This is a genomic window from Stenotrophomonas sp. 364 (genome assembly GCF_009832905.1).
GTDB lineage: Bacteria > Pseudomonadota > Gammaproteobacteria > Xanthomonadales > Xanthomonadaceae > Stenotrophomonas > Stenotrophomonas maltophilia_AP.
Genome location: NZ_CP047135.1, coordinates 2,677,045 through 2,700,306, shown reverse-complemented (window position 1 = coordinate 2,700,306; position 23,262 = coordinate 2,677,045). Strand labels below are relative to the sequence as shown.

At 68.6% G+C, this 23,262-nt stretch carries 19 protein-coding genes; 12 read left to right on the top strand and 7 right to left on the bottom strand.

The window, feature by feature from the left end; translation table 11 throughout:
• Positions 1–79: 79 nt before the first annotated feature.
• A complete protein-coding gene (gene xseA / locus GQ674_RS12275; RefSeq protein WP_159497305.1) occupies positions 80–1,417 on the bottom strand; it encodes an exodeoxyribonuclease VII large subunit in 1,338 nt (445 codons plus the stop codon).
• A gap of 45 nt (positions 1,418–1,462) precedes the next feature.
• Complete coding sequence (gene queG, locus GQ674_RS12270) at positions 1,463–2,551, bottom strand: tRNA epoxyqueuosine(34) reductase QueG (protein WP_159497304.1); 1,089 nt, start codon at positions 2,549–2,551, stop codon at positions 1,463–1,465.
• 23 nt (positions 2,552–2,574) lie between these two features.
• Here queG and GQ674_RS12265 point away from each other — a divergent pair, with 23 nt between their 5' ends.
• From GQ674_RS12265 to GQ674_RS12240, 6 genes are all read left to right on the top strand, one after another.
• Positions 2,575–4,062 (top strand): NAD(P)H-hydrate dehydratase, encoded by a 1,488-nt coding sequence (locus GQ674_RS12265; RefSeq protein ID WP_159497303.1) that lies wholly within the window; start codon positions 2,575–2,577, stop codon positions 4,060–4,062.
• Positions 4,059–4,541, top strand: a complete 483-nt coding sequence (tsaE, locus tag GQ674_RS12260) for a tRNA (adenosine(37)-N6)-threonylcarbamoyltransferase complex ATPase subunit type 1 TsaE (RefSeq protein WP_159497302.1) — start codon at positions 4,059–4,061, stop codon at positions 4,539–4,541. The genes GQ674_RS12265 and tsaE overlap by 4 nt, the downstream gene beginning before the upstream one ends.
• A gap of 88 nt (positions 4,542–4,629) precedes the next feature.
• Complete coding sequence (locus GQ674_RS12255) at positions 4,630–6,192, top strand: N-acetylmuramoyl-L-alanine amidase (RefSeq protein WP_159497301.1); 1,563 nt, start codon at positions 4,630–4,632, stop codon at positions 6,190–6,192.
• 826 nt (positions 6,193–7,018) lie between these two features.
• Positions 7,019–8,884, top strand: a complete 1,866-nt coding sequence (gene mutL, locus GQ674_RS12250) for a DNA mismatch repair endonuclease MutL (RefSeq protein ID WP_159497300.1) — start codon at positions 7,019–7,021, stop codon at positions 8,882–8,884.
• An 11-nt stretch (positions 8,885–8,895) separates the two neighbouring features.
• On the top strand, positions 8,896–9,834 hold the full coding sequence (locus tag GQ674_RS12245) for a DUF1684 domain-containing protein (protein WP_159497299.1): 939 nt from the start codon (positions 8,896–8,898) through the stop codon (positions 9,832–9,834).
• Positions 9,835–9,873: 39 nt separating this feature from the next.
• Positions 9,874–10,785 (top strand): TraB/GumN family protein, encoded by a 912-nt coding sequence (locus GQ674_RS12240; protein WP_236546305.1) that lies wholly within the window; start codon positions 9,874–9,876, stop codon positions 10,783–10,785.
• 74 nt (positions 10,786–10,859) lie between these two features.
• On the opposite strand, the gene phaR is transcribed toward GQ674_RS12240, so the two are convergent.
• From phaR to gluQRS, 3 genes are all read right to left on the bottom strand, one after another.
• Positions 10,860–11,378: a polyhydroxyalkanoate synthesis repressor PhaR gene (phaR, locus tag GQ674_RS12235; RefSeq protein WP_159497297.1), complete on the bottom strand. Its 519-nt coding sequence runs from the start codon at positions 11,376–11,378 to the stop codon at positions 10,860–10,862.
• A 422-nt stretch (positions 11,379–11,800) separates the two neighbouring features.
• Positions 11,801–12,541 carry an acetoacetyl-CoA reductase gene (gene phbB, locus GQ674_RS12230; RefSeq protein ID WP_159497296.1) on the bottom strand — a complete coding sequence of 247 codons (741 nt, stop codon included), beginning with the start codon at positions 12,539–12,541 and terminating at the stop codon, positions 11,801–11,803.
• 73 nt (positions 12,542–12,614) lie between these two features.
• Complete coding sequence (gene gluQRS / locus GQ674_RS12225) at positions 12,615–13,499, bottom strand: tRNA glutamyl-Q(34) synthetase GluQRS (protein ID WP_159497295.1); 885 nt, start codon at positions 13,497–13,499, stop codon at positions 12,615–12,617.
• A 93-nt stretch (positions 13,500–13,592) separates the two neighbouring features.
• Here gluQRS and htpX point away from each other — a divergent pair, with 93 nt between their 5' ends.
• The gene (gene htpX / locus GQ674_RS12220; protein WP_159497294.1) at positions 13,593–14,459 is read left to right on the top strand and encodes a protease HtpX; all 867 of its coding nucleotides are present in this window, start codon (positions 13,593–13,595) and stop codon (positions 14,457–14,459) included.
• Between the two features lie 414 nt (positions 14,460–14,873).
• Here the strand turns inward: htpX and GQ674_RS12215 are convergent, their stop codons facing one another.
• Entirely contained in the window at positions 14,874–15,701 is an 828-nt protein-coding gene (locus GQ674_RS12215) for an inositol monophosphatase family protein (protein ID WP_038687391.1), read from the bottom strand.
• 122 nt (positions 15,702–15,823) lie between these two features.
• Here GQ674_RS12215 and GQ674_RS12210 point away from each other — a divergent pair, with 122 nt between their 5' ends.
• From GQ674_RS12210 to GQ674_RS12200, 3 genes are read left to right on the top strand one after another with little or no spacing between them, the layout of a single operon-like run.
• The gene (locus GQ674_RS12210; protein ID WP_159497293.1) at positions 15,824–16,591 is read left to right on the top strand and encodes an RNA methyltransferase; all 768 of its coding nucleotides are present in this window, start codon (positions 15,824–15,826) and stop codon (positions 16,589–16,591) included.
• 52 nt (positions 16,592–16,643) lie between these two features.
• A complete protein-coding gene (locus tag GQ674_RS12205) occupies positions 16,644–17,576 on the top strand; it encodes a phosphate/phosphite/phosphonate ABC transporter substrate-binding protein (protein WP_159497292.1) in 933 nt (310 codons plus the stop codon).
• On the top strand, positions 17,573–19,699 hold the full coding sequence (locus GQ674_RS12200) for an EAL domain-containing protein (RefSeq protein WP_159497291.1): 2,127 nt from the start codon (positions 17,573–17,575) through the stop codon (positions 19,697–19,699). Before GQ674_RS12205 ends, GQ674_RS12200 begins: the two co-directional genes overlap by 4 nt.
• A 184-nt stretch (positions 19,700–19,883) precedes the next feature.
• On the opposite strand, the gene epmB is transcribed toward GQ674_RS12200, so the two are convergent.
• Positions 19,884–20,912 carry an EF-P beta-lysylation protein EpmB gene (epmB, locus tag GQ674_RS12195; protein WP_159497290.1) on the bottom strand — a complete coding sequence of 343 codons (1,029 nt, stop codon included), beginning with the start codon at positions 20,910–20,912 and terminating at the stop codon, positions 19,884–19,886.
• A gap of 100 nt (positions 20,913–21,012) precedes the next feature.
• Between epmB and efp the strand changes: the two genes are divergently transcribed.
• Positions 21,013–21,582, top strand: coding sequence for an elongation factor P (efp, locus tag GQ674_RS12190; protein ID WP_128097720.1), 570 nt, complete (start codon positions 21,013–21,015; stop codon positions 21,580–21,582).
• A gap of 321 nt (positions 21,583–21,903) precedes the next feature.
• Positions 21,904–23,247 (top strand): TRZ/ATZ family hydrolase, encoded by a 1,344-nt coding sequence (locus GQ674_RS12185; RefSeq protein WP_159497289.1) that lies wholly within the window; start codon positions 21,904–21,906, stop codon positions 23,245–23,247.
• Positions 23,248–23,262 lie beyond the last annotated feature (15 nt).

The following is a 23,262-nucleotide window of genomic DNA, read 5'->3' as shown; positions in this document are numbered from 1 at the left end:
TGACGTAGCGCCGGGCTCTGTCCGGCTTCCGTCAGGTCGTGGTGATCATTGATCGCGTGCAGCCGGGCAGAGCCCGGCTCTACGGGGTTTGTTTCACTACGACGTTGATCGCGCCGTCCTGTACGCGCGCGGTGAGCGCGTCGCCGGGGCGTACCTGCAGCGGGGAGCGTACCAGGCTGCCATCGTCGTCGCGGGTGAGGATGCTGTAGCCGCGGGCCACGGTGGCCAGGGGGCTCACCGCCTCCATCGAGCGGGCCAGGCCGCGCAGGTGCAGCTGGTTGCGTTGCAGCTGGCGCCCGATGGCCGCGTCGGCGCGCGGCATCAACCGTTGCAGCCGCTCGCGCAGTGCATCCAGGCGACGCTGCGGATGGCCGTTGCGCAGCACCACGGCGGCGTGCCGCAGCTGCGCCTGCCGGCGTTCCTGCTGTTGCCGCCATACCGCGTCCAGGCGCCGGCCCAGGTCCTGCTGGCGCCGCTGCAGCAACTGCAGGCGCGCTTGCGGGCCCTGGGCATTCAAGCGCAGCAGGGCGCGGTCGGCGCGCTGCATGGCCTGGCCCAGGCCGTGGCGCTGCAGCTGCACCATGCGGGCGGCCAGACGGCGCACCTGCACTTGCAGGTCGCGCTTGTCGGGTACCAGCAGCTCGGCCGCCACCGACGGCGTGGGCGCGCGCAGGTCGGCGGCGAAATCGGCCAGGCTGAAGTCGGTTTCGTGGCCCACCGCAGACACCACCGGGGTGCTGCTGGCCGCAATCGCGCGGGCCAGGTGTTCGTCGTTGAACGCCCACAGGTCTTCCAGCGAGCCACCGCCGCGGGTCAGCAGGATCACGTCGTAGCGGCCGCTGGCATCGGCCGCGCGCAGCAGCGCGGTGATCTGCGCGGCAGCGCTGTCGCCCTGCACCAGGCTGGGCAGCAGGTCCACTTCCAGCAGCGGATAGCGGCGTTCCAGCACGCTGAGCACGTCGCGTACCGCCGCGCCGGTGGGCGAGGTGATCACCGCCAGCCGGCGGACATGGGCCGGCATCGACCGCTTGCGCTCGGCGGCAAACAGGCCCTCGGCCTCCAGCCGTGCCTTGAGCTGCTCATAGGCGCGGCGCAGGGCGCCTTCGCCGGCTTCTTCCATGTGGTCCAGCACCAGCTGGTACTCGCCCCGCGCTTCGTACAGGGTCAGCCGGCCGCGCGCGAGCACGCGCATGCCATCGCGCGGCACGAATTTCAGCCACTGGCTCTTGGGCTTGAACAACGCCGCGCGGATCTGCGCGCGTGCGTCCTTCAGGGTGAAGTACATGTGCCCCGAGGCCGGGCGGGTCACGCTGCCCAGCTCGGCTTCCACCCAGATCAGCGGGAAAGCGCCTTCCAGCAGGTCGCGGGCCAGGATGTTGAGCTGGCTGGGCGTGAGGATCTGCGCGCTGCGGTCCATGGACAGGTCAAACGGTACGAACGGGCGCCCATGGTCGCACAAGCGTCATGCGCCGGGGTTTCGCGCGGCGTGCTGCTGCAGGGCCCAGGCCACGTGTTCGCGCACGATCGGCGAGGCATGCGCGCGGCGCGCCTCCAGCGCCGTCAGCGTCTGCGCACTGGTGGGCGCATTGCCCAGCGCCACGGCGATGTTGCGCAACCAGCGCTCGTGGCCGCTGCGCCGGATCGGGCTGCCTTCGGTGCGGCGCAGGAACTCGTCTTCCTCCCACGCGAACAGCTGCGCCAGCGAGGCGGTATCCAGATCGTTGCGGGCGCGGAAGTCCGGCTCGTCGGTGCGCCGCGCGAACTTGTTCCAGGGGCATACCAGCTGGCAGTCGTCGCAGCCGTAGATGCGGTTGCCCATCAACGGCCGCATGTCTTCGGGAATGGCGCCGTCGTGCTCGATGGTCAGGTAGGAAATGCAGCGCCGCGCATCCAGCCGCTGCGGGCCGATGATGGCCTGGGTGGGGCATACGTCGATGCAGCGCGTGCAGGTCCCGCAGTGCGCCGTGGCCGGCGTGTCCACCGGCAGCGGCAGGTCGATGTAGATCTCGCCGAGGAAGAACCAGGAGCCGCCCTGCTTGTCGATCAGGCAGGTGTGCTTGCCGATCCAGCCCAGCCCGGCATTGCGCGCCAGGGCGCGTTCCAGCACCGGCGCCGAATCGACGAACACCCGGTAGCCGAACGCGCCGATCTCGGCGGCGATCGCATCGGCGAACTTCTGCAGGCGGTTGCGCATCAGCTTGTGGTAATCGCGGCCCAGCGCGTACCGCGCCACGTAGGCACGGTCGCCATCGTGCAGGGTGTCCCACGCCTGTGCGTCGTCCTTGTGGCCGTAGTCCATGCCGACCGAGATTACCCGCACGGTGCCGGGCAGCAGCTCGGCCGGGCGCGCGCGCATCGTGCCGTGCCGGGCCATCCAGTCCATGGTGCCGTACAGGCCCTTGCCCAGCCAGTCGGCCAGGTGCGCTTCGTCCTCGCCCAGTTCGATGCCGGACACGCCGCAGCGCTGGAAGCCATGCGCACGCGCGATCTCGCGCACGCGCTCGGTGGCGCGGGCCAGGTTGACGGGGGCGGGGAGGGGCACAGCAGACATGGGGGGAAGTATAGAATCCCGGCATGCCCAAGCTTGCTGAACTGTTCGATATACCTGCCGCGCGCCAGATCGATGCGCGTGCCAGCGCCCTGCTCGGCGATGGCGGTGCCGCGCTGATGGACCAGGCCGGGCAGGCCGCCTGGCAGTGCCTGCTGGAACAATGGCCGCAGGCCCAGCGCCTGTGCGTGGTGGTGGGGCCCGGCAACAACGGCGGCGATGGCTATGTGCTGGCCCGGTTGGCCCGGCAGGCCGGGCGCGCGGTCCATGTGCTGCGCCTGGCCACCGATGACGCGGGCACCGCGTTGGCCCGTGCGGCCCAGCAGGCCTGGCAGGACGACGGCGGGCAGGTGGCGGTGTTTGACGGTGCATTGCCCCCGGCCGATGTCGTGGTGGATGCGCTGTACGGGCTGGGCCTGAACCGCGCGCCGGACGGCGAGGCAGCGGCGCTGATCGAGGCCATCAACCAGGCCGGCGTGCCGGTCCTGGCGCTGGACGTACCCAGCGGCGTGGACGCCAACACCGGCGCGGTGCCAGGCAGTGCGGTGCGCGCCCGCGTGACCCTGCAGTTCATCGTCTGCCACCAGGGCCTGTATACCGGCGCGGCGCTGGAACACGTGGGTGCGCGGCGTCTGGCACCGTTGCAGCTGCCCGACGGCGCGGACGCGCAGGTGACCGCCAGCGCCGTGCCATGGCAGGCGCCCCGGCTGGCCGGGCAACTCCCGGCGCGGCGTGCCAATACCCACAAGGGCGAATCGGGCCACGTGCTGTGCGTGGGCGGCAACCGCGGCAGTGGCGGCGCGGTGATGCTGGCCGGCGAGGCAGCGTTGCGTGCCGGCGCGGGGCTGGTCAGCATTGCCACCCAGGCGCTGCACGTGGCTCCGCTGCTGGCGCGCCTGCCCGAGGCCATGGCGCACGCGGTGGAAGACGCGCAGGCCCTGCAGGCCCTGCTGGCGCGGGCCGGCGTGATCGCGATCGGGCCGGGACTGGGCCAGGACGACTGGGCGCGCGAGCTGTGGCGGCAGGTGCTGGGCAGTGGCAGGCCGCTGGTGGTCGACGCCGATGCGCTGAACCTGCTCGCGGCCGCGCCACAGCCGCTGCACGACGCCATCCTGACACCGCACCCGGGCGAGGCGGCGCGCCTGCTCGCGGTGGACACGGCCACGATCCAGGCCGACCGTTTTGCGGCCGCCCAGGCCCTGTCCGAGCGCTTCCACGCCGTGGTGGTGCTCAAGGGCGCCGGCAGCATCATCGCCGCCCCCGGCCAACTGCCACGGGTGATCGCGGCGGGCAATCCGGGCATGGCCGTGGGTGGCATGGGCGACCTGCTGACCGGCATCATCGCCGCGCTGCGCGCACAGGGGCTGGACGCCTTCGATGCGGCCGCCAGTGGTGCACTGCTGCATGGGCTGGCCGGCGACGCCGCCGCCAGCGAGGGCCAGCGTGGCCTGCTCCCCACCGACCTGCTGGTGCCGCTGCGCCGGCTGGTGAATCCGGAACCTCGACCCGCATGATCACGTTTTTCCTCGCCCAGACCGACGACACCGATCTGCTTGGGCAGTGGCTGGCCGCGACCCGTCCGCCCCAGGCGGTGATGCAGCTGCAGGGCGACCTCGGCGCGGGCAAGTCGACGCTGGCGCGTGCGCTGCTGCGCGCGCTGGGCGTACAGGGGGCCATCCGCAGTCCCACCTACACGCTGGTGGAGCGCTATCCGCTGGCCGACGGTCACGAAGCCTGGCACCTGGATCTATACCGCATCGGCCAGGCCGATGAGCTGGATTTCCTGGGGCTGGACGAGGGCAGCGCCTCGCTGTGGCTGATCGAATGGCCCGAGCGCGGCGCGGGCGCGCTGCCCCCCACCGACCTGATCGTGGCGCTGGAGATCGAGGGGCAGGGACGTCGGGTGCGTCTCAATGCGACCAGCGACGCGGGTCGCGAATGGCTCGGCCGGTTGCCACAAGGGGGCGACTTGCAGGCCCTTTCTGTCGGCTGACACTAGGAAACACCGGCAGGTTACGGATTATTAAGGGAAAAGGAGTTGCATTTCATTCAGGGCGGTGATTGAATCCTGACCTATGCCAATGGGGAAACCACTCACCGCCATCTGTGCCGCCGTCGGACTCTGTCTGGCGAGCGCCCTGGCGTGGGCCGGCGAAGTGCGCCAGGTGGGTCTGGAGACCGGTGCCACCGGCACGCGCGCGGAAATCGCGCTGTCCGGCAGCGGTGGCTACAAGACCCTGACCCTGGCCGGCCCGAACCGTCTGGTGGTGGATTTCCCGGACTCCAGCGCGGTACGCAATCTCAAGCTGCCTGTGCCCAAGGGCGTGGTCACGGCCGTGCGCACTGGTCAGCCGGTGCCCGGTACGTTCCGGGTGGTGTTCGACCTGGCCGAATCGGTCGCGCCGTTCCGGCCGCAGATGATCAAGCAGGGCGACGAGTCGCGTCTGGTGATCGAATGGCCGGGCGATGCGCCGTCCAGTGTGGCCAGCACGCCTGCCCCCGCACAGGCCCCGGCGCCCGCACCTGCCCCGGCAGGGACGGTCGCGGGCGCCACGCCGCCGGTACAGACGGCCGCCAACGCAGCCCAGGCGCGCAGCGATGCAGCGCGTGCCACCGCACTGCTGACCGCCTCGGTGCGCCAGCAGGCCAGCGCCACGGCCGCCACGCCGGTGCCGACGCCGGCGCCGCCGGCTGCTGCCGCGGTGAACGTGGCGGCCGCCGGCAATGCCAATGCGGCCAGCAACTCGGCCACCCCGGCGGCGATCCTGGCTGGCCAGGCCACTGCTGCGGTGGTGCCTGCGCCGACGCCGGTCGTTGTGCCTGCCGAGCCGCCGCGCCCGGTGATGCCCAGCGAAATCTCGCGGATCAAGATGCGACCGGGCATGCGCCAGCTGGTGGTGGCGATCGATCCCGGCCATGGTGGCCAGGATCCCGGTGCGGTGGGCCCCACCGGCAAGCGGGAAAAGGACATCACTTTGGCAGTGGCGCGTGAACTGGCGCGCCAGGTCAATGCCACGCCCGGCCTGAAAGCCTTCCTGACCCGCGACACCGACGTGTTCATTCCGCTGCCGATGCGCGCGCAGAAGGCCCGTTCGGCCAAGGCCGACATCTTCATTTCGATCCATGCCGACGCGGCTGAAAACCGTGCCGCCACGGGGTCGTCGGTGTACGTGCTGTCGACCAAGGGCGCCTCGTCGCAGCGTGCACGCTGGCTGGCCGACAAGGAGAACGCCGCCGATCTGGTCGGTGGCGTGCGCCTGCAGCAGACCGAGGGCACCTTGGCCAACGTGCTGCTGGACCTGGCCCAGAGCGGGTACATGAAGGCATCCGAAGATGCCGCCGGCCACGTGCTGGGCGGGCTCAAGCGGATTGGCAAGAACCACAAGCCCAACATCGAACGTGCCAACTTCGCGGTGCTGCGCACCTCGGACATGCCGGCGATGCTGGTCGAAACCGCCTTCATCTCCAACCCGGATGAAGAGCGTCGCCTGATCGACCCGGCCTACCAGCGCCAGATCGCCGGTGCGGTGCTCGATGGCGTGCACACCTTCTTCAGCCGCCAACCGCCGCCGGGCACGCTCTACGCCGCCCGCGCCGAAGCCGAGATCCAGGCCGCCAGCACAGTAGCCGGCGGCAGCAAATAATCCGCAACGCGGATTATCTGCGGGTAGAGCCGACCGTTGGTTGGCTGGCCCCACACGTAACCATCCGGATGAACCGGGTAGAGCCGACCGTTGGTCGGCTATCGGGCGAAGCGCGCCCGCGTCCGGTTCCGCGCCCGCGTTGCCCCGTCGCAGAGCAGCCGACCAACGGTCGGCTCTACCGGGTCTGGGTCCGGTCCGGGGCGACGATCCCCGCCACGTAGAGCCGACCGTTGGTCGGCTATCGCGCGAAGCGCGCCCGCATCCGGTTCCGCGCCGGTGTTGCCCCATCGCAGAGCAGCCGACCAACGGTCGGCTCTACCGGGTATGTGTCCGATTCGGGGCGACGATCCCCGCCACGTGGAGCCGACCGTTGGTCGGCTATCGCGCGAAGCGCGCCCGCGTCAGGTTCCGCGCCCGCGTTGCCCCGTCGCAGAGCAGCCGACCAACGGTCGGCTCTACCGGGTATGGGTCCGGTCCGGGGCGACGATCCCCGCCACGTAGAGCCGACCGTTGGTCGGCTATCGCGCGAAGCGCGCCCGCATCCGGTTCCGCGCCGGTGTTGCCCCATCGCAGAGCAGCCGACCAACGGTCGGCTCTACCGGGTATGGGGCCGGTCCGGGGCGATGATCCCCGCCACGTGGAGCCGACCGTTGGTCGGCTATCGCGCGAAGCGCGCCCGCGTCTGGTTCCGCGCCGGTGTTGCCCCATCGCAGAGCAGCCGACCAACGGTCGGCTCTACCGGCCTACGCTATCATCTGTCGATGACGTACAGCCCCCGATTCCCCCTCGCTTCCGCCGTCGCCTGTTCCCGCTGCGGGAGCGACGCATGAGCATCCGCCAGCTGCCCGAGATCCTGATCAACCAGATCGCAGCCGGCGAGGTGGTGGAGCGCCCGGCGTCGGTGGTCAAGGAACTGGTCGAAAACGCACTGGACGCCGGTGCCACCCGCGTGGACATCGACCTGGAAGAGGGCGGCGTGCGCCTGATCCGGATCCGTGACGATGGCGGGGGCATCGCGCCGGAGGAACTGCCGCTGGCGGTGTCCCGCCACGCCACCAGCAAGATCGCCAGCCTGGACGACCTCGAAGCGGTGGCCACGCTCGGCTTCCGTGGCGAAGCGCTGCCCTCGATCGCTTCGGTCAGCCGCTTCACCCTGGCCTCGCGCCGTCCTGGCGATGCGCACGGTTCGGCACTGCAGATCGAAGGCGGCAAGCTCGGCGAGGTCACCCCGCGCGCGCATGCGCCGGGCACCACGGTGGAAGTGCGCGAGCTGTTCTACAACGTGCCGGCGCGGCGCAAGTTCCTGCGCGCCGAACGCACCGAGCTGGGCCATATCGAAGAGTGGCTGCGGTCGCTGGCGCTGGCCCGCCCGGACGTGGAACTGCGGGTGTCGCACAACGGCAAGCCCTCGCGCCGCTATAAGCCCGGCGATCTGTATTCCGATACGCGCCTGGGCGAAACCCTGGGCGAGGATTTCGCCGCGCAGGCGCTGCGCGTGGACCACAGCGGGGCAGGCCTGCGGCTGCATGGCTGGATCGCGCAGCCGCACTATTCGCGTGCCAGCACCGACCAGCAATACCTCTACGTCAATGGCCGTTCGGTACGTGACCGCAGCGTGGCCCACGCAGTGAAGATGGCCTATGGCGATGTGCTGTTCCACGGCCGCCAGCCGGCCTACGTGCTGTTCCTGGAACTGGACCCGACCCGGGTCGACGTCAACGTGCACCCGGCCAAGCACGAGGTGCGTTTCCGTGACTCGCGCCTGATCCATGACTTCGTCTACCGCACGCTGAAGGAAGCGCTGGCCGAAACGCGCGCCGGCATGACCGCCACCGCAGGTGCCGCCGATGCGGACGCGTTGCCCGGCACTGCGCCGGGCAGTGCGGCCGGTTACGGCACGCCCGGCGGCGGCTACGCGCTGGGTGGCGGCGGGGGTGGCAGCATGGCCGGCCAGTGGCGCCCACAGCAGTCACCGCTGGGCCTGCAGGTGGCCGATGCACCGTCGGCCTATGCCGCGCTGTATGCCACGCCTGCCGGTGGCGTTTCCGCTGCGCTGCCGCCGATACCCAGCTACAACGGCCTGCCCGCCACCGCGGCCGACAGTGGCGTGCCGCCGCTGGGCTACGCCGTGGCGCAGTTGCACGGCATCTACATCCTGGCCGAGAACGCCGAAGGCCTGATCGTGGTCGACATGCACGCCGCGCACGAGCGCATCGGCTACGAGCGGCTGAAGACCGCGCACGATGGCATGGGCCTGCACGCGCAGCCGCTGCTGGTGCCGATCACCCTGGCAGTGGGCGAACGTGATGCCGACACCGCCGAGCGCGAAGCCGACACGCTGGTGGCACTGGGCTTTGAGATCACCCGCTCCGGTCCAGGGTCGTTGCACGTGCGCAGCATTCCCGCGCTGCTGGCCAACGCCGAACCGGAAGGCCTGCTGCGTGACGTGCTCACCGACCTGCGCGAGCACGGTCAAAGCCGCCGCATCGCCAGCGCCCGCGACGAACTGCTGTCCACGATGGCCTGCCACGGCGCCGTGCGCGCCAACCGGCGCCTGACCGTGCCGGAAATGAACGCGCTGTTGCGCGACATGGAAATCACCGAACGCTCGGGTCAGTGCAATCACGGCCGACCGACCTGGGCGCGTTTTTCACTGGCGGAAATCGACCGCTGGTTCCTGCGCGGACGTTGAAGGGGACAATCATGCGAAGGTGGGGAAGGGCGCTGGGCGCGATCATGCTGGCGGTGGGGCTGGCCGCGTGCGGCGACAAAGACGCGGCACCCACGGTGGCTGCCGCGGAGGATCCGGCATTCGCCGCCGAACAGCAGCAGTGGCGCCAGAAGCGCTACGAAGAACTGCACGCCGCCGACGGCTGGACCAGCCTGGTGGGCCTGCATTGGCTGGAGTACAAGGCGCACTACATCGGCAGCGGGCCGGGCAGTGGCATCCGCCTGGCGGTCGGGCCGGCCAAGTTGGGCATGGTGGCGCGCGACGGCGACACGGTATGGTTCACGCCCGAGCGTGGCGCTGCCCTGCGCGTGGGCGACACGCCGCTTACCGGTCGCATCCGCTTTGCCAGTGACCGCGACGCCGCCCCGACGTTGATTTCCTTCGACGACGGCAAGGGCCAGTTGAGCCTGATCCATCGCGGCGAGCGCTACGCGCTGCGGGTGAAACATGCCGACGCGGCCAGCCGCGCCAATTTCACCGGGCTGCAGTACTGGCCGGGCGGCCCGTCGTGGCGGGTGAACGCGCGCTTCGTGCCGCACGCGCCGGGCAAAACCCTGCCCATCGTGGACATCACCGGGCTGACCACGCAGATGCCCAATGCCGGCGCACTGGAGTTCGAGCGGGACGGCCGCACCTGGCGGCTGGAAGCGCTGGGCGAACCCGGGCGCGAGCTGTTCGTGATCTTCGCCGACCGCACCAGCGGGCACGGCAGCTACCCGGCCGGGCGCTATCTGGACGTGCCTGCACCGGATGCGAACGGCCAGGTGCAGGTGGATTTCAACCACGCCTACAATCCTCCGTGCGCGTTCACCCCGTTTGCAACGTGCCCCTTGGCGCCACAGGAAAACCGCCTGGACCTGCGCATTGACGCGGGCGAGCAGGCCTACCATGCCCCTGAAGGAGAGGCCTGAACCATGTCGATGTTGTCGCGAATGCTGTCCCCGGTGTTGATGATCAGCCTGCTGTTGGGCAGTGGCGTGGTGCAGGCGCGCGGTGACGCCCCGGCGGCCAAGGCCACGCCGCCAGTGCCGCTGTTGTGGAAGGTGACCGGCCCCGGCGACAGCCGGCTGTACCTGCTGGGTTCGTTCCACCTGCTGCGTGCGCAGGACTATCCGCTGGCGGCCGATGTGGACCAGGCCTTCGCGGCGTCCAAGCGGGTGGTGTTCGAGCTGTCGCCGCAGGACATGCAGTCGCCGCAGCTGACCCAGAAGATGCTGCAGGCGGCGGTGCGCACCGACGGTACCGAGCTCAAGCGTGACCTGGACCCGGCGACGTGGAGCAAGCTGCAGGCCTACGCCACCGCGAACAATCTGCCTTTGGCGCAGCTGCAGGGCATGAAGCCCTGGTTCGTGGGGCTGACCATCACGCTGGGGCAGTTCACCAAGATGGGCCTGGACCCGAACCTCGGGCTGGATCGGCACTTCATGCAGCGCGCCGCGACGGCCGGCAAGCCGACCTCCGGCCTGGAGGACATCGACACGCAGGTCGGGGTGCTGTCGGGAATGTCGGCGGCAGAGCAGCAGCAGATGGTGGCCGAGGCGCTGGACCAGGCCGACAAGGCCGACGCGGAAGGGCGCAAGCTGCACGACGCGTGGCGCCGCGGCGATGACAAGCTGCTGTGGACCTCGATGGCCGCGCAGATGCGTGGTCAGTACCCGCAGCTGTACAAGCGCATCAATACCGATCGCAATGACGCCTGGGTGCCCAAGCTGCAGCAGTACCTGCAGGCCGGGCAGGGCGGCACGCTGGTGGTGGTGGGCACGCTGCACCTGCTGGGCGACGATGGCGTGGTGGACAAGCTCAAGGCCAAGGGCTTCACGGTCGAGCGCGTGTGCACCGGGTGTGCCAAGCCGAAGCGCTGATCGCGCGCGGCGGATACGAAAAAGGCGCGGCCGTGGGGCTGCGCCTTTTTCATTGCCCCGAGCCGGGCGTTGCCTCAGCGGCGGGTCTTGCCTGCGCCGGGGGCCGGGGTGTCCGGCTTGCCGGTGCCGGTGGAGGTGCCACCGGGGCGCGGGCCGAAGCCGGGGCCCATGTTGCGCTGGAAGTCCTGCCAGAGCTCCAGGTTGCGCTCGGTCAGCTGGTTCATCATGGCCCACGGGGTCTGGCCGAGCAGATTGCCCATCTGCTGGCGGAACTGCTGCTGCTGGTCCAGGAAGACCTGCATGCTGCGCTCCAGGTAGTTGCCCATGAAGCCCTGCAGGGAGTCGCCGTAGAAGCGGATCAGCTGGCTGAGCAGCTGGGTGGACAGCATCGGCTCACCGTCCTGTTCCTGGTCGGCGATGATCTGCAGCAGCACTGAACGTGTCAGGTCGTCGCCGCTCTTGGCATCGCGCACTTCGAAATCTTCGCCGTCGAGGATGAGCTGGCGCACGTCTTCGATGGTGATGTAACTGGAAATTTCGGTGTCGTAGAGCCGGCGGTTCGGGTATTTCTTGATAATGCGGTTCGCAGCCATGAAGCGGTCACTCATCACAGTAGGCGGGCAGCATGGCGCAGTGCAGCAGCACATGCAACCGCCGGAAGGCCCATGCGGCGGGGTATAGGGCCGGTTTTATGTTGCGCAGCATGGATTTGCGCGGAGTGCAGCATTTGCAAATGGGTAAATGTGTGCAGGCGTAAAAAAGTCCTGCAAACGTTTTCTTGAAGAAACCCCGGTAGAGCCGACCGTTGGTCGGCTGCCTTTGATCGCCTACCTTTCTGGATGGATTGCGTGGAGCCGACCAACGGTCGGCTCTACCGGGACTGTGTGCAGCCGACCAACGGTTGGCTCTACCGGGACTGTGTGCAGCCGACCAACGGTCGGCTCTACCGGGATTGCGTGGAGCCGACCGACGGTCGGTTCTACCGGGATTGCGTGGAGCCGACCAACGGTCGGCTCTACCAGCCCATGTGGTGGCCGCCGTTGATGTCCAGGTTGGACCCGGTGATCCACGAGGCTTCTTCGTTGACCAGGAAGGCGACCGCGTAGGCGATTTCCTCGGGCTTGCCGAGGCGGCCGGTGGGGATGTCGGCGATGATTTTGGCGCGCACTTCGTCGGGCACGGCCATCACCATGTCGGTGGCCACGTAGCCGGGCGAAATGGTGTTCACGGTGATGCCGAAGCCGGCATTCTCGCGCGCCAGGGAGATGGTGAAGCCGTGCATGCCGGCCTTGGCGGCGGCGTAGTTGGCCTGGCCGTACTGGCCCTTCAGGCCGTTGATCGAGCTGATCTGGATGACCCGGCCCCAGCCGCGGCGGCGCATGCCTTCGATGACCGGGCGGGTGACGTTGAACACCGAGTTGAGGTTGGTGTTGATGACGTCGTGCCACTGGTCGGCGCGCATGCGGTGGAAGGTGGTGTCGCGGGTGATGCCGGCGTTGTTGACCAGGATCTCGATCGGGCCGAGTGCTGCTTCCACCGCGTGGACCATGGCTTCGGCGGTGTCCGGGTCGGCGACGTCGCCGGGGAAGATCGCCACGTCGCAGCCGCGCGCCAGCATCATCTCGCGCCAGGCCAACGCCTTGGCGTGGTCACGGTAATTGGTGGCGACCCGATGGCCCTGGTCGGCCAGGCGTTGGCAGATGGCAGTACCGATACCGCCGGTACCGCCGGTGACCAGTGCGACGCGAGATGTCATGGGCTGCTACTCCGAAAGGCTGGGCGAACAAGGGGGAAGGGGATTCTGCAACATCGCCGCGGCAAATGGGGCGTCAGCCGGGCGTGGCCGGTGCAGGGATATCGTGGGCCGGCAGGCGGGCCGGATCGAAGCCTGCACGGGCGTCGGCAAGCAACGCGTCCACGCTGGCAGCGTTGCGCAGCACGGCCGGGTCCTGGCCCAGCGCCGCCCAGGCCTGGCGCAGGGCAGGCAGGGGGTGGGCCGGGTCGAGCGGGCGGGCAGCGTCGGACTTGGACAGCTTGCGGCCGTGCGCGTCCAGCAGCAGGGGCAGGTGCAGGTAGGCCGGGGTAGGCAGGCCAAGCGCGCGCTGCAGCAGGATCTGGCGCGGGGTGGAGTCGAGGAGGTCGGCGCCGCGCACGATGTGGCTGATGGCCTGGGCGCCGTCGTCTACAACCACGGCCAGCTGGTAGGCCCAGTAGCCATCGGCACGGCGCAGCACGAAGTCGCCGACGTCGGCGTGGACGTCCTGTTCCAGCGGGCCGCGCAGGCCGTCGTGGATGGCAATCCGGGTGCCGGGCGGCACCCGCAGGCGGATGGCCGGTTGCGCGCGCAGGCCGCGTGCCACGCAATGGTGGTGGATGCCGTGCTGGTCGGCCAGCTCGCTGCGGCTGCAGTGGCAGGCAAACGCGGTACCTTCGTCGAGCAGGCGCTCGAGGGCGCGCTGGTAGAGGGCGTCGCGCTGGCTCTGGCGCACGATCGGGCCGTCGCTGGCCAGTCCAAGCGCGGCCAGGCAGTCCAGTTGCTGGTCGATGGCGCCGGGAACGGTGCGCGGGGGGTCGACGTCTTCGATGCGCACCCACCACTGCCCGCCGGCGTGCCGGGCGAGCAGCCAGCTGCCCAGTGCGGCGAGCAGCGAGCCGGGGTGCAGGGGGCCGGTGGGCGAGGGCGCGAAGCGGCCGCGGTAGGGGGTCATGGACATGAACTATGAATCGTCGGTCAGTTTGCGACTTGAATTCAACCTGAAGTCCCCGCAGATTTGCAGTCATCAACCTCCAGTGAGCGTCATTTTCCCATGTTCAGTCGCATTGCTCTCTTCCTTCTGACCAACCTTGCCGTGCTGGTCCTGGCGGGCATCGTGATGTCGCTGTTGGGCGTGAACCCCAACCAGATGAGCGGCCTGCTGGTGATGGCGGCCATCTTCGGCTTCGGTGGTTCCTTCATTTCGCTGTTGCTGTCCAAATGGATGGCCAAGCGTTCCACGGGCGCGGTGGTGATCACCGAGCCGCGCAATCCGACCGAGCGCTGGCTGCTGGCCACGGTCGAGCGGCAGGCCCGCGAGGCCGGCATCGGGATGCCGGAGGTGGCGGTGTACGACGGCCCGGAAATCAACGCGTTCGCGACCGGTGCCAACCGCAACAAGGCGTTGGTGGCGGTGTCCACGGGCCTGCTGCACAACATGAGCGAGGACGAGGCCGAGGCGGTGCTGGGCCACGAGATCGCGCACGTGGCCAACGGTGACATGATCACGATGGCGCTGCTGCAGGGCGTGTTGAATACGTTCGTGATCGTGCTGGCCCGCATCGTGGGTGGTTTCATCGACAGCGCGCTGTCGGGCAACCGCGAAGGCGGCGGCCGGGGCTTTGCGTACTACATCATCGTGTTCGTGCTGGAGATGGTGTTCGGTGTGTTCGCGACGATGATTTCGATGTGGTTCTCGCGCCACCGCGAGTTCCGCGCCGATGCGGGCGGTGCACACCTGGCCGGCCGCCAGAAGATGATCGCGGCGCTGGAGCGGTTGAAGCTCAACCACGGCCAGAGCACGCTGCCGACCCAGATCGCCGCCTTCGGCATCGCCGGTTCGACGGCCCGCAAGCTGTTCATGAGCCACCCGCCGCTGGAAGAGCGCATCGCCGCCCTGAAGGCCAGCGCCGCAGCCTGATCCACGGTGCGCTGAAACCTTGGAACGCCCGGCTTCGGCCGGGCGTTTTTGTGTCTGCGTTGTTCCCTGGTAGAGCCGGGCTCTGCCCGGCTGCCGTTGAGGCAAGAGCAGTATCAAAGGCGAATGCCACGGCCAAGCGCCACGCCCATCGCGTGTTGTGGGCTGGCTGGTACGGGTGGGGGGGGGGCGGGACACGCTGCAAGTACGTCCCTGTGAGCTCCGTCGCCGCATCCATGCGGCTCAGGGTCCCGCACCCACACGGTCCTTGCCCAGCCCCGGCATGCAGGGCCAATGGGGCCTTTGACATTGCATTTGCCCCAAGAGCAGCCGGGCAGAGCCCGGCTCTACACGTACGGCGCAAACAACAACGGCGCCCTGGGGCGCCGTTGTCGGGGGGGCAAGGTGTCGAGTGGATCAGAACTTGGCGTCGAACTCGGCTGCGTAGCCGGTGTTGACCAGCACCTTCTGCAGCACGTCGGTGTTCTTCACGTTGCCGGCCACGATCTGCTGGGTCTCCGGGCCGCGGCTGTCCATGCGGGCCGGGGTGGCGCCCTTGTAGTCACAGACCCGGCCACCGGCCTCGCGGACCAGCAGCACGCCGGCGGCGATGTCCCAGGCCTTCAGCCCGGCTTCGAAGTAGGCGTCGGCGCGGCCGCAGGCCACGTAGGCCAGATCCAGCGCGGCCGAACCGGTACGGCGCACGTCTTCGGCGTGCACCAGCAGCGCATCCACAGCCTTCAGCTGCGAACTGGCGCGCTGGCGCTCACGCGGGGCGAAACCGGTGTGGATCATCGCGCCGCCCATGTCCTTGCGGTCGGCCACGCGGATGCGACGGTCGTTCAGCACCGCACCAGCGCCACGGCTGGCGGTGAACAGTTCATTGCGGAGCGGATCGAAGATCACCGCATCGATAGGCTCGCCGTTCTCGACCAGCGCGATGGACACACAGTAGTGCGGAAAGCCGCGCAGGTAGTTGCTGGTGCCGTCCAGCGGGTCGATCACCCACATATAACGGTTCACACCCTGCACGCCACCTTCCTCGCCCATGATCCCGTACTCGGGATAGGCGCGCTTGAGTTCCTTGACGATGACCTTTTCCGCATCCGCATCGACTTCACTGGCATAGTCCATGCGCCCCTTCTGCACGACGTTCAACGCCTCGAGCTTGTTGATGTTGCGCAACAGGACGTTGCCGGCGAGGCGGGCGGCCTTGACCATGACGGTGACGGCGGGTTTCTGCATGGCGAAAAGCTCCCGGAAAGGCAGAGTGGGGGGGTACTGGCGGGGGAAAAGAGCGGTCCCGGCGCAGAGGCCGGTCGCACAGTTTACCATCTGTGGCTGTCCTGCTCGCGTTTGGCCTGTTCATGTCCGTTGAAACCGCTCCTACCCGTATCCGATTCGTCCTGGTCGGCACCCAGCACCCCGGCAACATGGGCGCTGCGGCGCGCGCCATGAAGACCATGGGCCTGTCCCGGCTGGTCCTGGTGGCTCCGGAAAAGCCGCTGGATGATGAAGCGTTCCGGCGCTCGGCCGGCGCCGAGGACGTGCTCGGCGATGCACCGGTCGTGGCCACCCTGGCCGAGGCCGTCGCCGACTGCACCCTGGTCCTGGGCTGCACCGCCCGCGCCCGCCGGGTCCAGCTTGAGGAACTGCTGCCGGCCGTTGCCGCCCAGCGCGCCTTGGCCAAGGCCGCCGAACCGGCCGAAGTGGCCTTCGTGTTTGGCCGCGAGCGCACCGGCCTGACCAACGAAGAACTGCAGCTGTGCCACCTGGCCGTGCATATCCCGTCCAACCCCGACTTCAGCTCGTTGAACCTGGCCGCCGCCGTGCAGGTGCTGGCCTATGAAACGCGCATGGCCGTGCTCGGCGGCGTTGCCGGCGCCGCCCCGGCCGACCCGGAGTTCCGCGAGCAGCCGGCCAGCCATGCCCAGGTCGAAGGGATGTTCGCCCAGCTTGGCCAGACCCTGGACGACATCGACTTCCATAAGGGCCGTGCGCCGGAATCGGCCATGCGCAAACTGCGCCGCCTGTTCCTGCGTACGGGCTTGAGCGAACAGGAAGTCCGCCTGCTGCGCGGCATCCTGTCCGACGCACAGCGGATGGCACGGCTGGCCACCACCAAGCCCGAATGAGCTGACGCAGTTCTCACTTTTTCGGGTAGGCTGTTCGGATTCCTTGGGGGGAGTGATGGGAGTGCCGGGTCTGCGATGGCTGCTGCAGGGAGGTCTGCTGTGTCTGGCTATCGTGCTGATGGCCGGACCTGCGTCAGCGGCATCGGACAATGTGCTGGTGCTGGGCCGGATCAGCGACAACCCCAAGTCACACTATGCGCAGCTGCAACCCCTGCTCGATTACGTGGTTCCGCGCATGCGCGACGTCGGCATCACCGAAGGCCGCATCCTGATGGCACCCGACGCCCAGCAGATGGCCAGCTACCTGCGCCGTGGCCGGGTGGACTGGGTCACTGAAACCTCCGGTACCGCGGTGGCGCTGGGCCTGCGCAGTGGCGCCAAGCCCCTGCTGCTGACCGAGCGCAGCGGCGTACGCGACTACCACACCGTGTTCTTCGTGCGCCGGGACAGCACCATTGCGACGCTGGCCGACCTCAAGGGGCACACCCTGGCGCTGCAGAACGTGGCCTCCACCAGTGCCTACCTGGTGCCGGTGATGACCCTGTTGCAGCAGGGGCTGACCCCCGAGATCCTGCTGTCCGCGCGGGATGCTGCCGCCCCCGATACGGTGGGCTATGTGTTTGCACGCACCGAGGGCAATATCGCCACCCTGGTCCACAAGGGCGTGGTGGACGCCGGGGCGGTCAGCAGCGTGGACTGGACCGATGGCCATCGCATTCCGGCCACCTTCCGGCGTGATTTCCGTGTCATCCATCGTACCGAGCCGTACCCGCGCGCGGTGGAAATGGTGCGCGCCGGCCTGGATGAACGGGTGCGCGACCGGTTGCAGGCGGTGCTGCTGGAGGCGGCATCGGATCCCAAGGCGCAGGATGCGCTGCAGACATTTTTTGGTACGTCCGGATTCCATCGGGTGGATGCGCAGATGCAGCACCGGTTGGATGAACTCAAACAAGGCTTGGCTCGCGTGCGGATGGAAGTGGAATGAGGCTGTTGGGTTCCGGAATGCAGGCACGCTTCGTGCTGGCGATGAGCGGTGCGATGCTGGTGGTGATCGCCATCGTCGCGGTGGTGCTTGGGCGCCAGGCGACCATGCAGGATGAGGTCCAGCACCTCAGTGGCAACGTCATCCATGACCTCTTCGACCGCAGCGTGCGCAGCCGCGGTGAAGCGCTGGCGCGCGAGCTGTCCGACGCGCTGGCCAATCCGCTGTACTACAACGACCTGGAGCAGGTCGGCGCGCTGGTGCGCAACACTTCGCGGCAGCAGGTGGTGCGCTACGTGCTGGTGTTCGACGAGGACGGCAAGCTCATCCACGACGGCTCGGCCGAGGTGATCGACTTCGGCCGGCCGATGAGCGACCCGCTGGCGCCCGGCGCGGTCGCTGCGCGGGCGCTGGTGGTGCAGCAGTCGCCCAAGGTGCTCGACAACGCGATGCCGATCATGATCGGCAACCAGCGCATCGGCGGGGTCCGGGTGGGCATGGCGCTGGATGACGTGCAGGCGATGGAACAGCGCGCCAACCAGACCCTGGGCGAGCGCCTCCAGCAGGTGGGCAAGCGCCATCTGGGCTGGCTGCTGCTGATGCTGGGGCTGCTGGTCGGCATCGGCGTGGGCATGATCATCTATGTGCAGCGCACCCTGGTGGCCCCGATCCGCTGGCTGGCCGGGGCCGCGCGCCAGATCGAGGCGGGCGATTACCAGCTGACGCTGCATGAAAGCCCGCGCAAGGACGAGGTGGGCGAGCTGGTACGTGCGTTCGGCCGGATGAGCGAGTCGATCGCCCGCCACGACCGCGAAGTGCGGCACATGGCCTACACCGATGCGCTGACGGGGCTGACCAACCGCCTGGCGTTCCGTGAGGCGCTGGACCACCGGCTGATGGCCGCGCGCGCCTCTGGCCACCGCCTGGCGCTGCTGTTCGCCGACATGGATGACTTCAAGCGGGTCAACGACACCCTGGGCCATGAAGCCGGCGATGAGGCGCTGCTGCAGTTCGCCCAGCGCATCAGCACCGCCGTGGCGCAGGCCGGGGGCGACGAGGCGCTGCTGGCCCGCTTTGGTGGCGATGAGTTTGTGATCCTGCTGGGTGACGGCGATGTGGCCGCCCACGCCCGCCAACTGGCCGAGATCCTGGTCCGCGAACTGGGCAAGCCGCTGTTCGTGCAGGGCCGCGAGTTGTTCCTGGGTACGTCCATCGGCGTGACCCTGTTCCCCGACGATGCGGCCGATGCGACCACGCTGTTGAAGAATGGCGACATCGCGATGTACCAGGCCAAGGTGGCCGGCAAGAACTGCTACCGCTATTACAGCCGCGCGATGGACCATGCGGTGGAGCGCCGCGTGCACATGGAGCAGGAGCTGCGGGGCGCCTGGGAGCGCGGCGAACTGCGGCTGGTCTACCAGCCGATCTTCCGCACCCGCGACCGGCGCATGGTCGGTGTGGAAGTGCTGCTGCGCTGGCAGCACCCCACGCTGGGCACGATCCCGCCGTCGGTGTTCATCGAAGTGGCCGAGCAGAGTGGCCTGATCGAGGTGATCGGCCCGAAGGTGCTGCGCGCGGCCTGCATGGAAGCGGTGCAGTGGCCGCATGGCGTGGACGGGGACGGCCTGTTTGTCTCGGTCAACGTATCGCCGCGCCAGCTGCGGGGCGGCGAGCTGCCCAACCTGGTGGCCGAGTGCCTGCGCGACACCGGCCTGCCGGCCTCGCGGCTGCACCTGGAGCTGACCGAAACGGCGGTGATCGGCGATGAAATGCTGGCCGCGGCGCTGCTGGACAAGCTGCACCGCACCGGGGTGAAGGTGTGGCTGGATGACTTCGGCACCGGCTTCTCCGGCCTGAGCCACCTGCGCCAGGTGCCGGTGGACGGGGTCAAGATCGACAAGAGCTTCGTGGCCGACATGCAGCGCGACCCGGACGACCTGGCCCTGACCACGGCGATCATCGCCATGGCCCATGCGCTGGGCATCACCGTGGTGGCCGAGGGTATCGAGCAGGAAGTGCAGTTCGACCTGCTCTGCCAGCGCGGCTGCGACCTGGGCCAGGGCTACTGGCTGAGCCACCCGGTCAGCGCCACCGACGTCGTGGAAATGATCGAGTCCGGCGTGTAGGGCGCAAGCCCGTAGAGCCGGGCTCTGCCCGGCTGCGCACCGGCAAGACCCCGTAGAGCCGGGCTCTGCCCGGCTGGATTTACGTTGGCGGATCAGCCGGGCAGAGCCCGGCTCTACGTGCGTTGGCGGATCAGCCGGGCAGAGCCCGGCTCTACGTGGCGGCCACCGTTGGGGGGCGCTCGCCTTAAACCGGGCGCTTGCTGCCGTCGCCGGAAATCTCGCGGACCAGCTTGGGCACCAGGTAGCCCGACAGCCGCGTCGTCAGCTGCGCGTGCAGCGCCTTGGCCGTCTCGTCACTGACCTCGAAGTGGGCCACGCCCTCCACCCGGTCCACCTGGTAGAGGTAGTACGGCAGCACGCCGGCGGCGAAGCTGCGCTCGCTCAGGTCCTGCAGGGCCTGCAGCGAGTCGTTGACCCCGCGCAGCAGTACCGCCTGGTTGAGCAGGGTGGCCCCGGCACCGCGCAGGCGGGCCATCGCCGCGTCCACGCTGGCGTCGAATTCATTGGCATGGTTGGCGTGGATCACGAACGCCAGCGGCCAGGGCAGGCTGGCCAGCCACTGCACCAGGTCCTCGTCCACGCGTTCGGGCAGCACCACCGGCAGGCGGCTGTGGATGCGCAGGCGGCGCAGATGCGGGATCTGCCGCAGCGCATCGGTCAGCTCGACCAGCTTGTGGGTGGCCAGGGACAACGGGTCGCCGCCAGACAGGATCACCTCGTCGATGTCCGGGTCCTGGGCGATGGCATCCACCGCCTCGCGCCAGCCTTCCTTGGCCGCGTTCTCGGTGCCGTAGTCGAAGTGGCGGCGGAAGCAGTAGCGGCAGTTGATCGCGCAGCTGCCGGTGGTCACCAGCAGGGCGCGGCCGCGGTACTTCTGGATGACCCCGGTGGCCTTCTTGGCCAGGCCGTCGCCGACCGCGTCTAGGCTGAAGCCCGGTACCACCTGCATTTCATCGCTGATCGGCAGCACCTGGCGCAGCAGCGGGTCGTGGCGGTCGCCGTGCCGCATGCGGGCGATGAAGCCCTGCGGTACGCGCACCGCGAACTGGCTGGCCGCTTCGGCCGATACGGGCAGGGCATCCGGGTCCAGGCCCAGCTGCTGCAGCAGCACCCGTGGGTCGCGTACCGCCTGGCGCCACAGCTGTTGCCAGCGCACGGGGGTGGGCAGGGGCGTGGCGGAAAGCTGCATGGAATGGGGGCCTGCGGTTATCATGTCGGTCAGAAAAACGAGTCACCCCACCGGTGCCGGTGGGTTTTCCATTCTATCCGGCTCGCCGCGCCTGCGCGGCGTTTGCCCATTCAGGAGTTTCAGCATGGCCACTGTGGGCATGAACGATGTCAAGAACGGGATGAAGATCCTGGTCAACAATGAACCGGCGGTCATCACCGAGACCGAATACGTCAAGCCGGGCAAGGGCCAGGCCTTCACCCGCATGAAGTACCGCTTCATCAAGTCGGGCCGCGTGGTCGAAATGACCATGAAGGCGACCGACGACGTGGAGAAGGCGGACGTGGTCGACACCAACATGGACTTCATGTACAGCGACGGCGAGTACTGGCACTTCATGGACCCGGAATCCTTCGAGCAGGTCCAGGCCGTCAAGTCCGGCATGGGCGGTGCCGAAAAGTGGCTGAAGGGCGAAGAGTCCTGCATCGTCACCCTGTGGAACGGCGAGCCGATCTTCGTCCAGCCGCCGAACTTCGTCGAATTGAAGATCGTCGAAACCGACCCGGGCGTCCGTGGTGACACCTCCGGCGGCGGCGGCAAGCCGGCCACCCTGGAAACCGGTGCCGTGGTCCGCGTGCCGCTGTTCGTCAACCAGGATGAAATCATCAAGGTCGACACCCGTTCGGGCGAATACTCCGCCCGCGCAGGCAAGTAATCCGGCGAAGCCGGATTACGGTAGAGCCGACCGTTGGTCGGCTGCTGTTGGCGATCAAGGCCGTATCACGGTAGAGCCGACCGTTGGTCGGCTGCTGTTGGCGACCAAGGCCGGATCACGGTAGAGCCGACCGTTGGTCGGCTGCAGCATCCCGTAGAGCCGACCGTCGGTCGGCTGCAGCATCCCGTAGAGCCGACCGTTGGTCGGCTGCCGATGCCACGCGCAGCCGACCAACGGTCGGCTCTACGTCAAGAGCGTCCCGTTCCAGAGCGTCCCGGTCGCCCACACCCTCGGGTCGTCCGCCCAGACAAGTGAGTCCGCATGACCGACACCGCCCGCATTCCCGAAGCCTGTGACCTGTTGATCGAAGCCGGTTACGTTGTCCCGATCGAACCGCATGCGGTGGTGCTGGAAGACCATGCCGTGGCTGTGCGTGGCAGCGAGATCATCGCGATCCTGCCGCGTGCCGAAGCACGCGAACGCTTTGCGCCGAAGCAGACCGTCTCGCGCCCGGAGGCGGCGCTGATGCCGGGCCTGGTCAACGCACATACCCACAATCCCATGACCCTGCTGCGGGGCCTCGCCGACGACCTGCCGCTGATGGTCTGGTTGCAGCAGCACATCTGGCCGGTGGAAGCGGCGGTGATCGGGCCGGAGTTCGTGGCCGACGGCACCACCCTGGCCATCGCGGAGATGCTGCGCGGCGGCACCACCTGCGCCAACGAAAACTACTTCTTCTCCGACGTCCAGGCCGCCGTCTACAAGCAGCACGGCTTCCGTGCGCTGGTCGGCGCGGTGATCATCGATTTCCCGACCGCCTGGGCCAAGACCGACGACGAGTACTTCGCCAAGGCCGGCGAGCTGCACGACCAGTGGCGCAACGACCCGCTGATCGGCACCTCGTTCGCGCCGCACGCGCCGTACACCGTCAACGATGCCAATTTCGAACGCGTGCGCATGCTGTCCGACCAGCTGGACATGCAGGTCCACCTGCACACGCATGAAACCGCGCAGGAAATCACCGACTCGATCAAGCTGCACGGCCAGCGCCCGCTGGCGCGACTGGACCGCTTGGGCCTGGTCAACGACCGCCTGATCGCGGTGCACATGACCCAGCTGACCGAAGCGGAAATCCACCTGTGCGCCGAGCGCGGCGTCAGCGTGGTGCATTGCCCCGAATCCAACCTCAAACTGGCCTCCGGCTTCTGCCCGGCGTGCGCGCTGCAGCGTGCGGGTGTGAACCTGGCCATCGGCACCGACGGCTGCGCCAGCAACAACGATCTGGACATGTTCAGCGAGAACCGCACCGCGGCGATCCTGGCCAAGGCCGTGGCCAACGATGCCACCGCGCTCGACGCGGCCACCACGCTGCGCGCGGCCACCCTGGGCGGCGCACGCGCGCTGGGCTTTGGCGACCGCATCGGCTCGATCGAAGTGGGCAAGCAGGCCGATCTGGTCTGCGTGGACCTGTCCGCGCTGGAAACCCAACCGCTGCACCATGTGCTCTCGCAGCTTGTCTACGCCGCCGGCCGCCACCAGGTCAGCGATGTCTGGATTGCCGGCCAGCCCAAGCTGGTGCAGCGCGAACTGGTCGGCATGGACACCGCGGCGATCGTCGCCAACGCGCGCCAGTGGCGCGAGCGCATCCGACACATCCGTGCTTGATGCACCAAGGATCCC

Bases quoted from the DNA above. Each gene is read 5' to 3' on its own strand.
- xseA (WP_159497305.1), bottom strand. From the start codon at position 1,417: ATGGACCGCAGCGCGCAGATCCTCACGCCCAGCCAGCTCAACATCCTG.
- queG (WP_159497304.1), bottom strand. From the start codon at position 2,551: ATGTCTGCTGTGCCCCTCCCCGCCCCCGTCAACCTGGCCCGCGCCACC.
- GQ674_RS12265 (WP_159497303.1), top strand. From the start codon at position 2,575: ATGCCCAAGCTTGCTGAACTGTTCGATATACCTGCCGCGCGCCAGATC.
- tsaE (WP_159497302.1), top strand. From the start codon at position 4,059: ATGATCACGTTTTTCCTCGCCCAGACCGACGACACCGATCTGCTTGGG.
- GQ674_RS12255 (WP_159497301.1), top strand. From the start codon at position 4,630: ATGGGGAAACCACTCACCGCCATCTGTGCCGCCGTCGGACTCTGTCTG.
- mutL (WP_159497300.1), top strand. From the start codon at position 7,019: ATGAGCATCCGCCAGCTGCCCGAGATCCTGATCAACCAGATCGCAGCC.
- GQ674_RS12245 (WP_159497299.1), top strand. From the start codon at position 8,896: ATGCGAAGGTGGGGAAGGGCGCTGGGCGCGATCATGCTGGCGGTGGGG.
- GQ674_RS12240 (WP_236546305.1), top strand. From the start codon at position 9,874: ATGATCAGCCTGCTGTTGGGCAGTGGCGTGGTGCAGGCGCGCGGTGAC.
- phaR (WP_159497297.1), bottom strand. From the start codon at position 11,378: ATGGCTGCGAACCGCATTATCAAGAAATACCCGAACCGCCGGCTCTAC.
- phbB (WP_159497296.1), bottom strand. From the start codon at position 12,541: ATGACATCTCGCGTCGCACTGGTCACCGGCGGTACCGGCGGTATCGGT.
- gluQRS (WP_159497295.1), bottom strand. From the start codon at position 13,499: ATGTCCATGACCCCCTACCGCGGCCGCTTCGCGCCCTCGCCCACCGGC.
- htpX (WP_159497294.1), top strand. From the start codon at position 13,593: ATGTTCAGTCGCATTGCTCTCTTCCTTCTGACCAACCTTGCCGTGCTG.
- GQ674_RS12215 (WP_038687391.1), bottom strand. From the start codon at position 15,701: ATGCAGAAACCCGCCGTCACCGTCATGGTCAAGGCCGCCCGCCTCGCC.
- GQ674_RS12210 (WP_159497293.1), top strand. From the start codon at position 15,824: ATGTCCGTTGAAACCGCTCCTACCCGTATCCGATTCGTCCTGGTCGGC.
- GQ674_RS12200 (WP_159497291.1), top strand. From the start codon at position 17,573: ATGAGGCTGTTGGGTTCCGGAATGCAGGCACGCTTCGTGCTGGCGATG.
- epmB (WP_159497290.1), bottom strand. From the start codon at position 20,912: ATGATAACCGCAGGCCCCCATTCCATGCAGCTTTCCGCCACGCCCCTG.
- efp (WP_128097720.1), top strand. From the start codon at position 21,013: ATGGCCACTGTGGGCATGAACGATGTCAAGAACGGGATGAAGATCCTG.
- GQ674_RS12185 (WP_159497289.1), top strand. From the start codon at position 21,904: ATGACCGACACCGCCCGCATTCCCGAAGCCTGTGACCTGTTGATCGAA.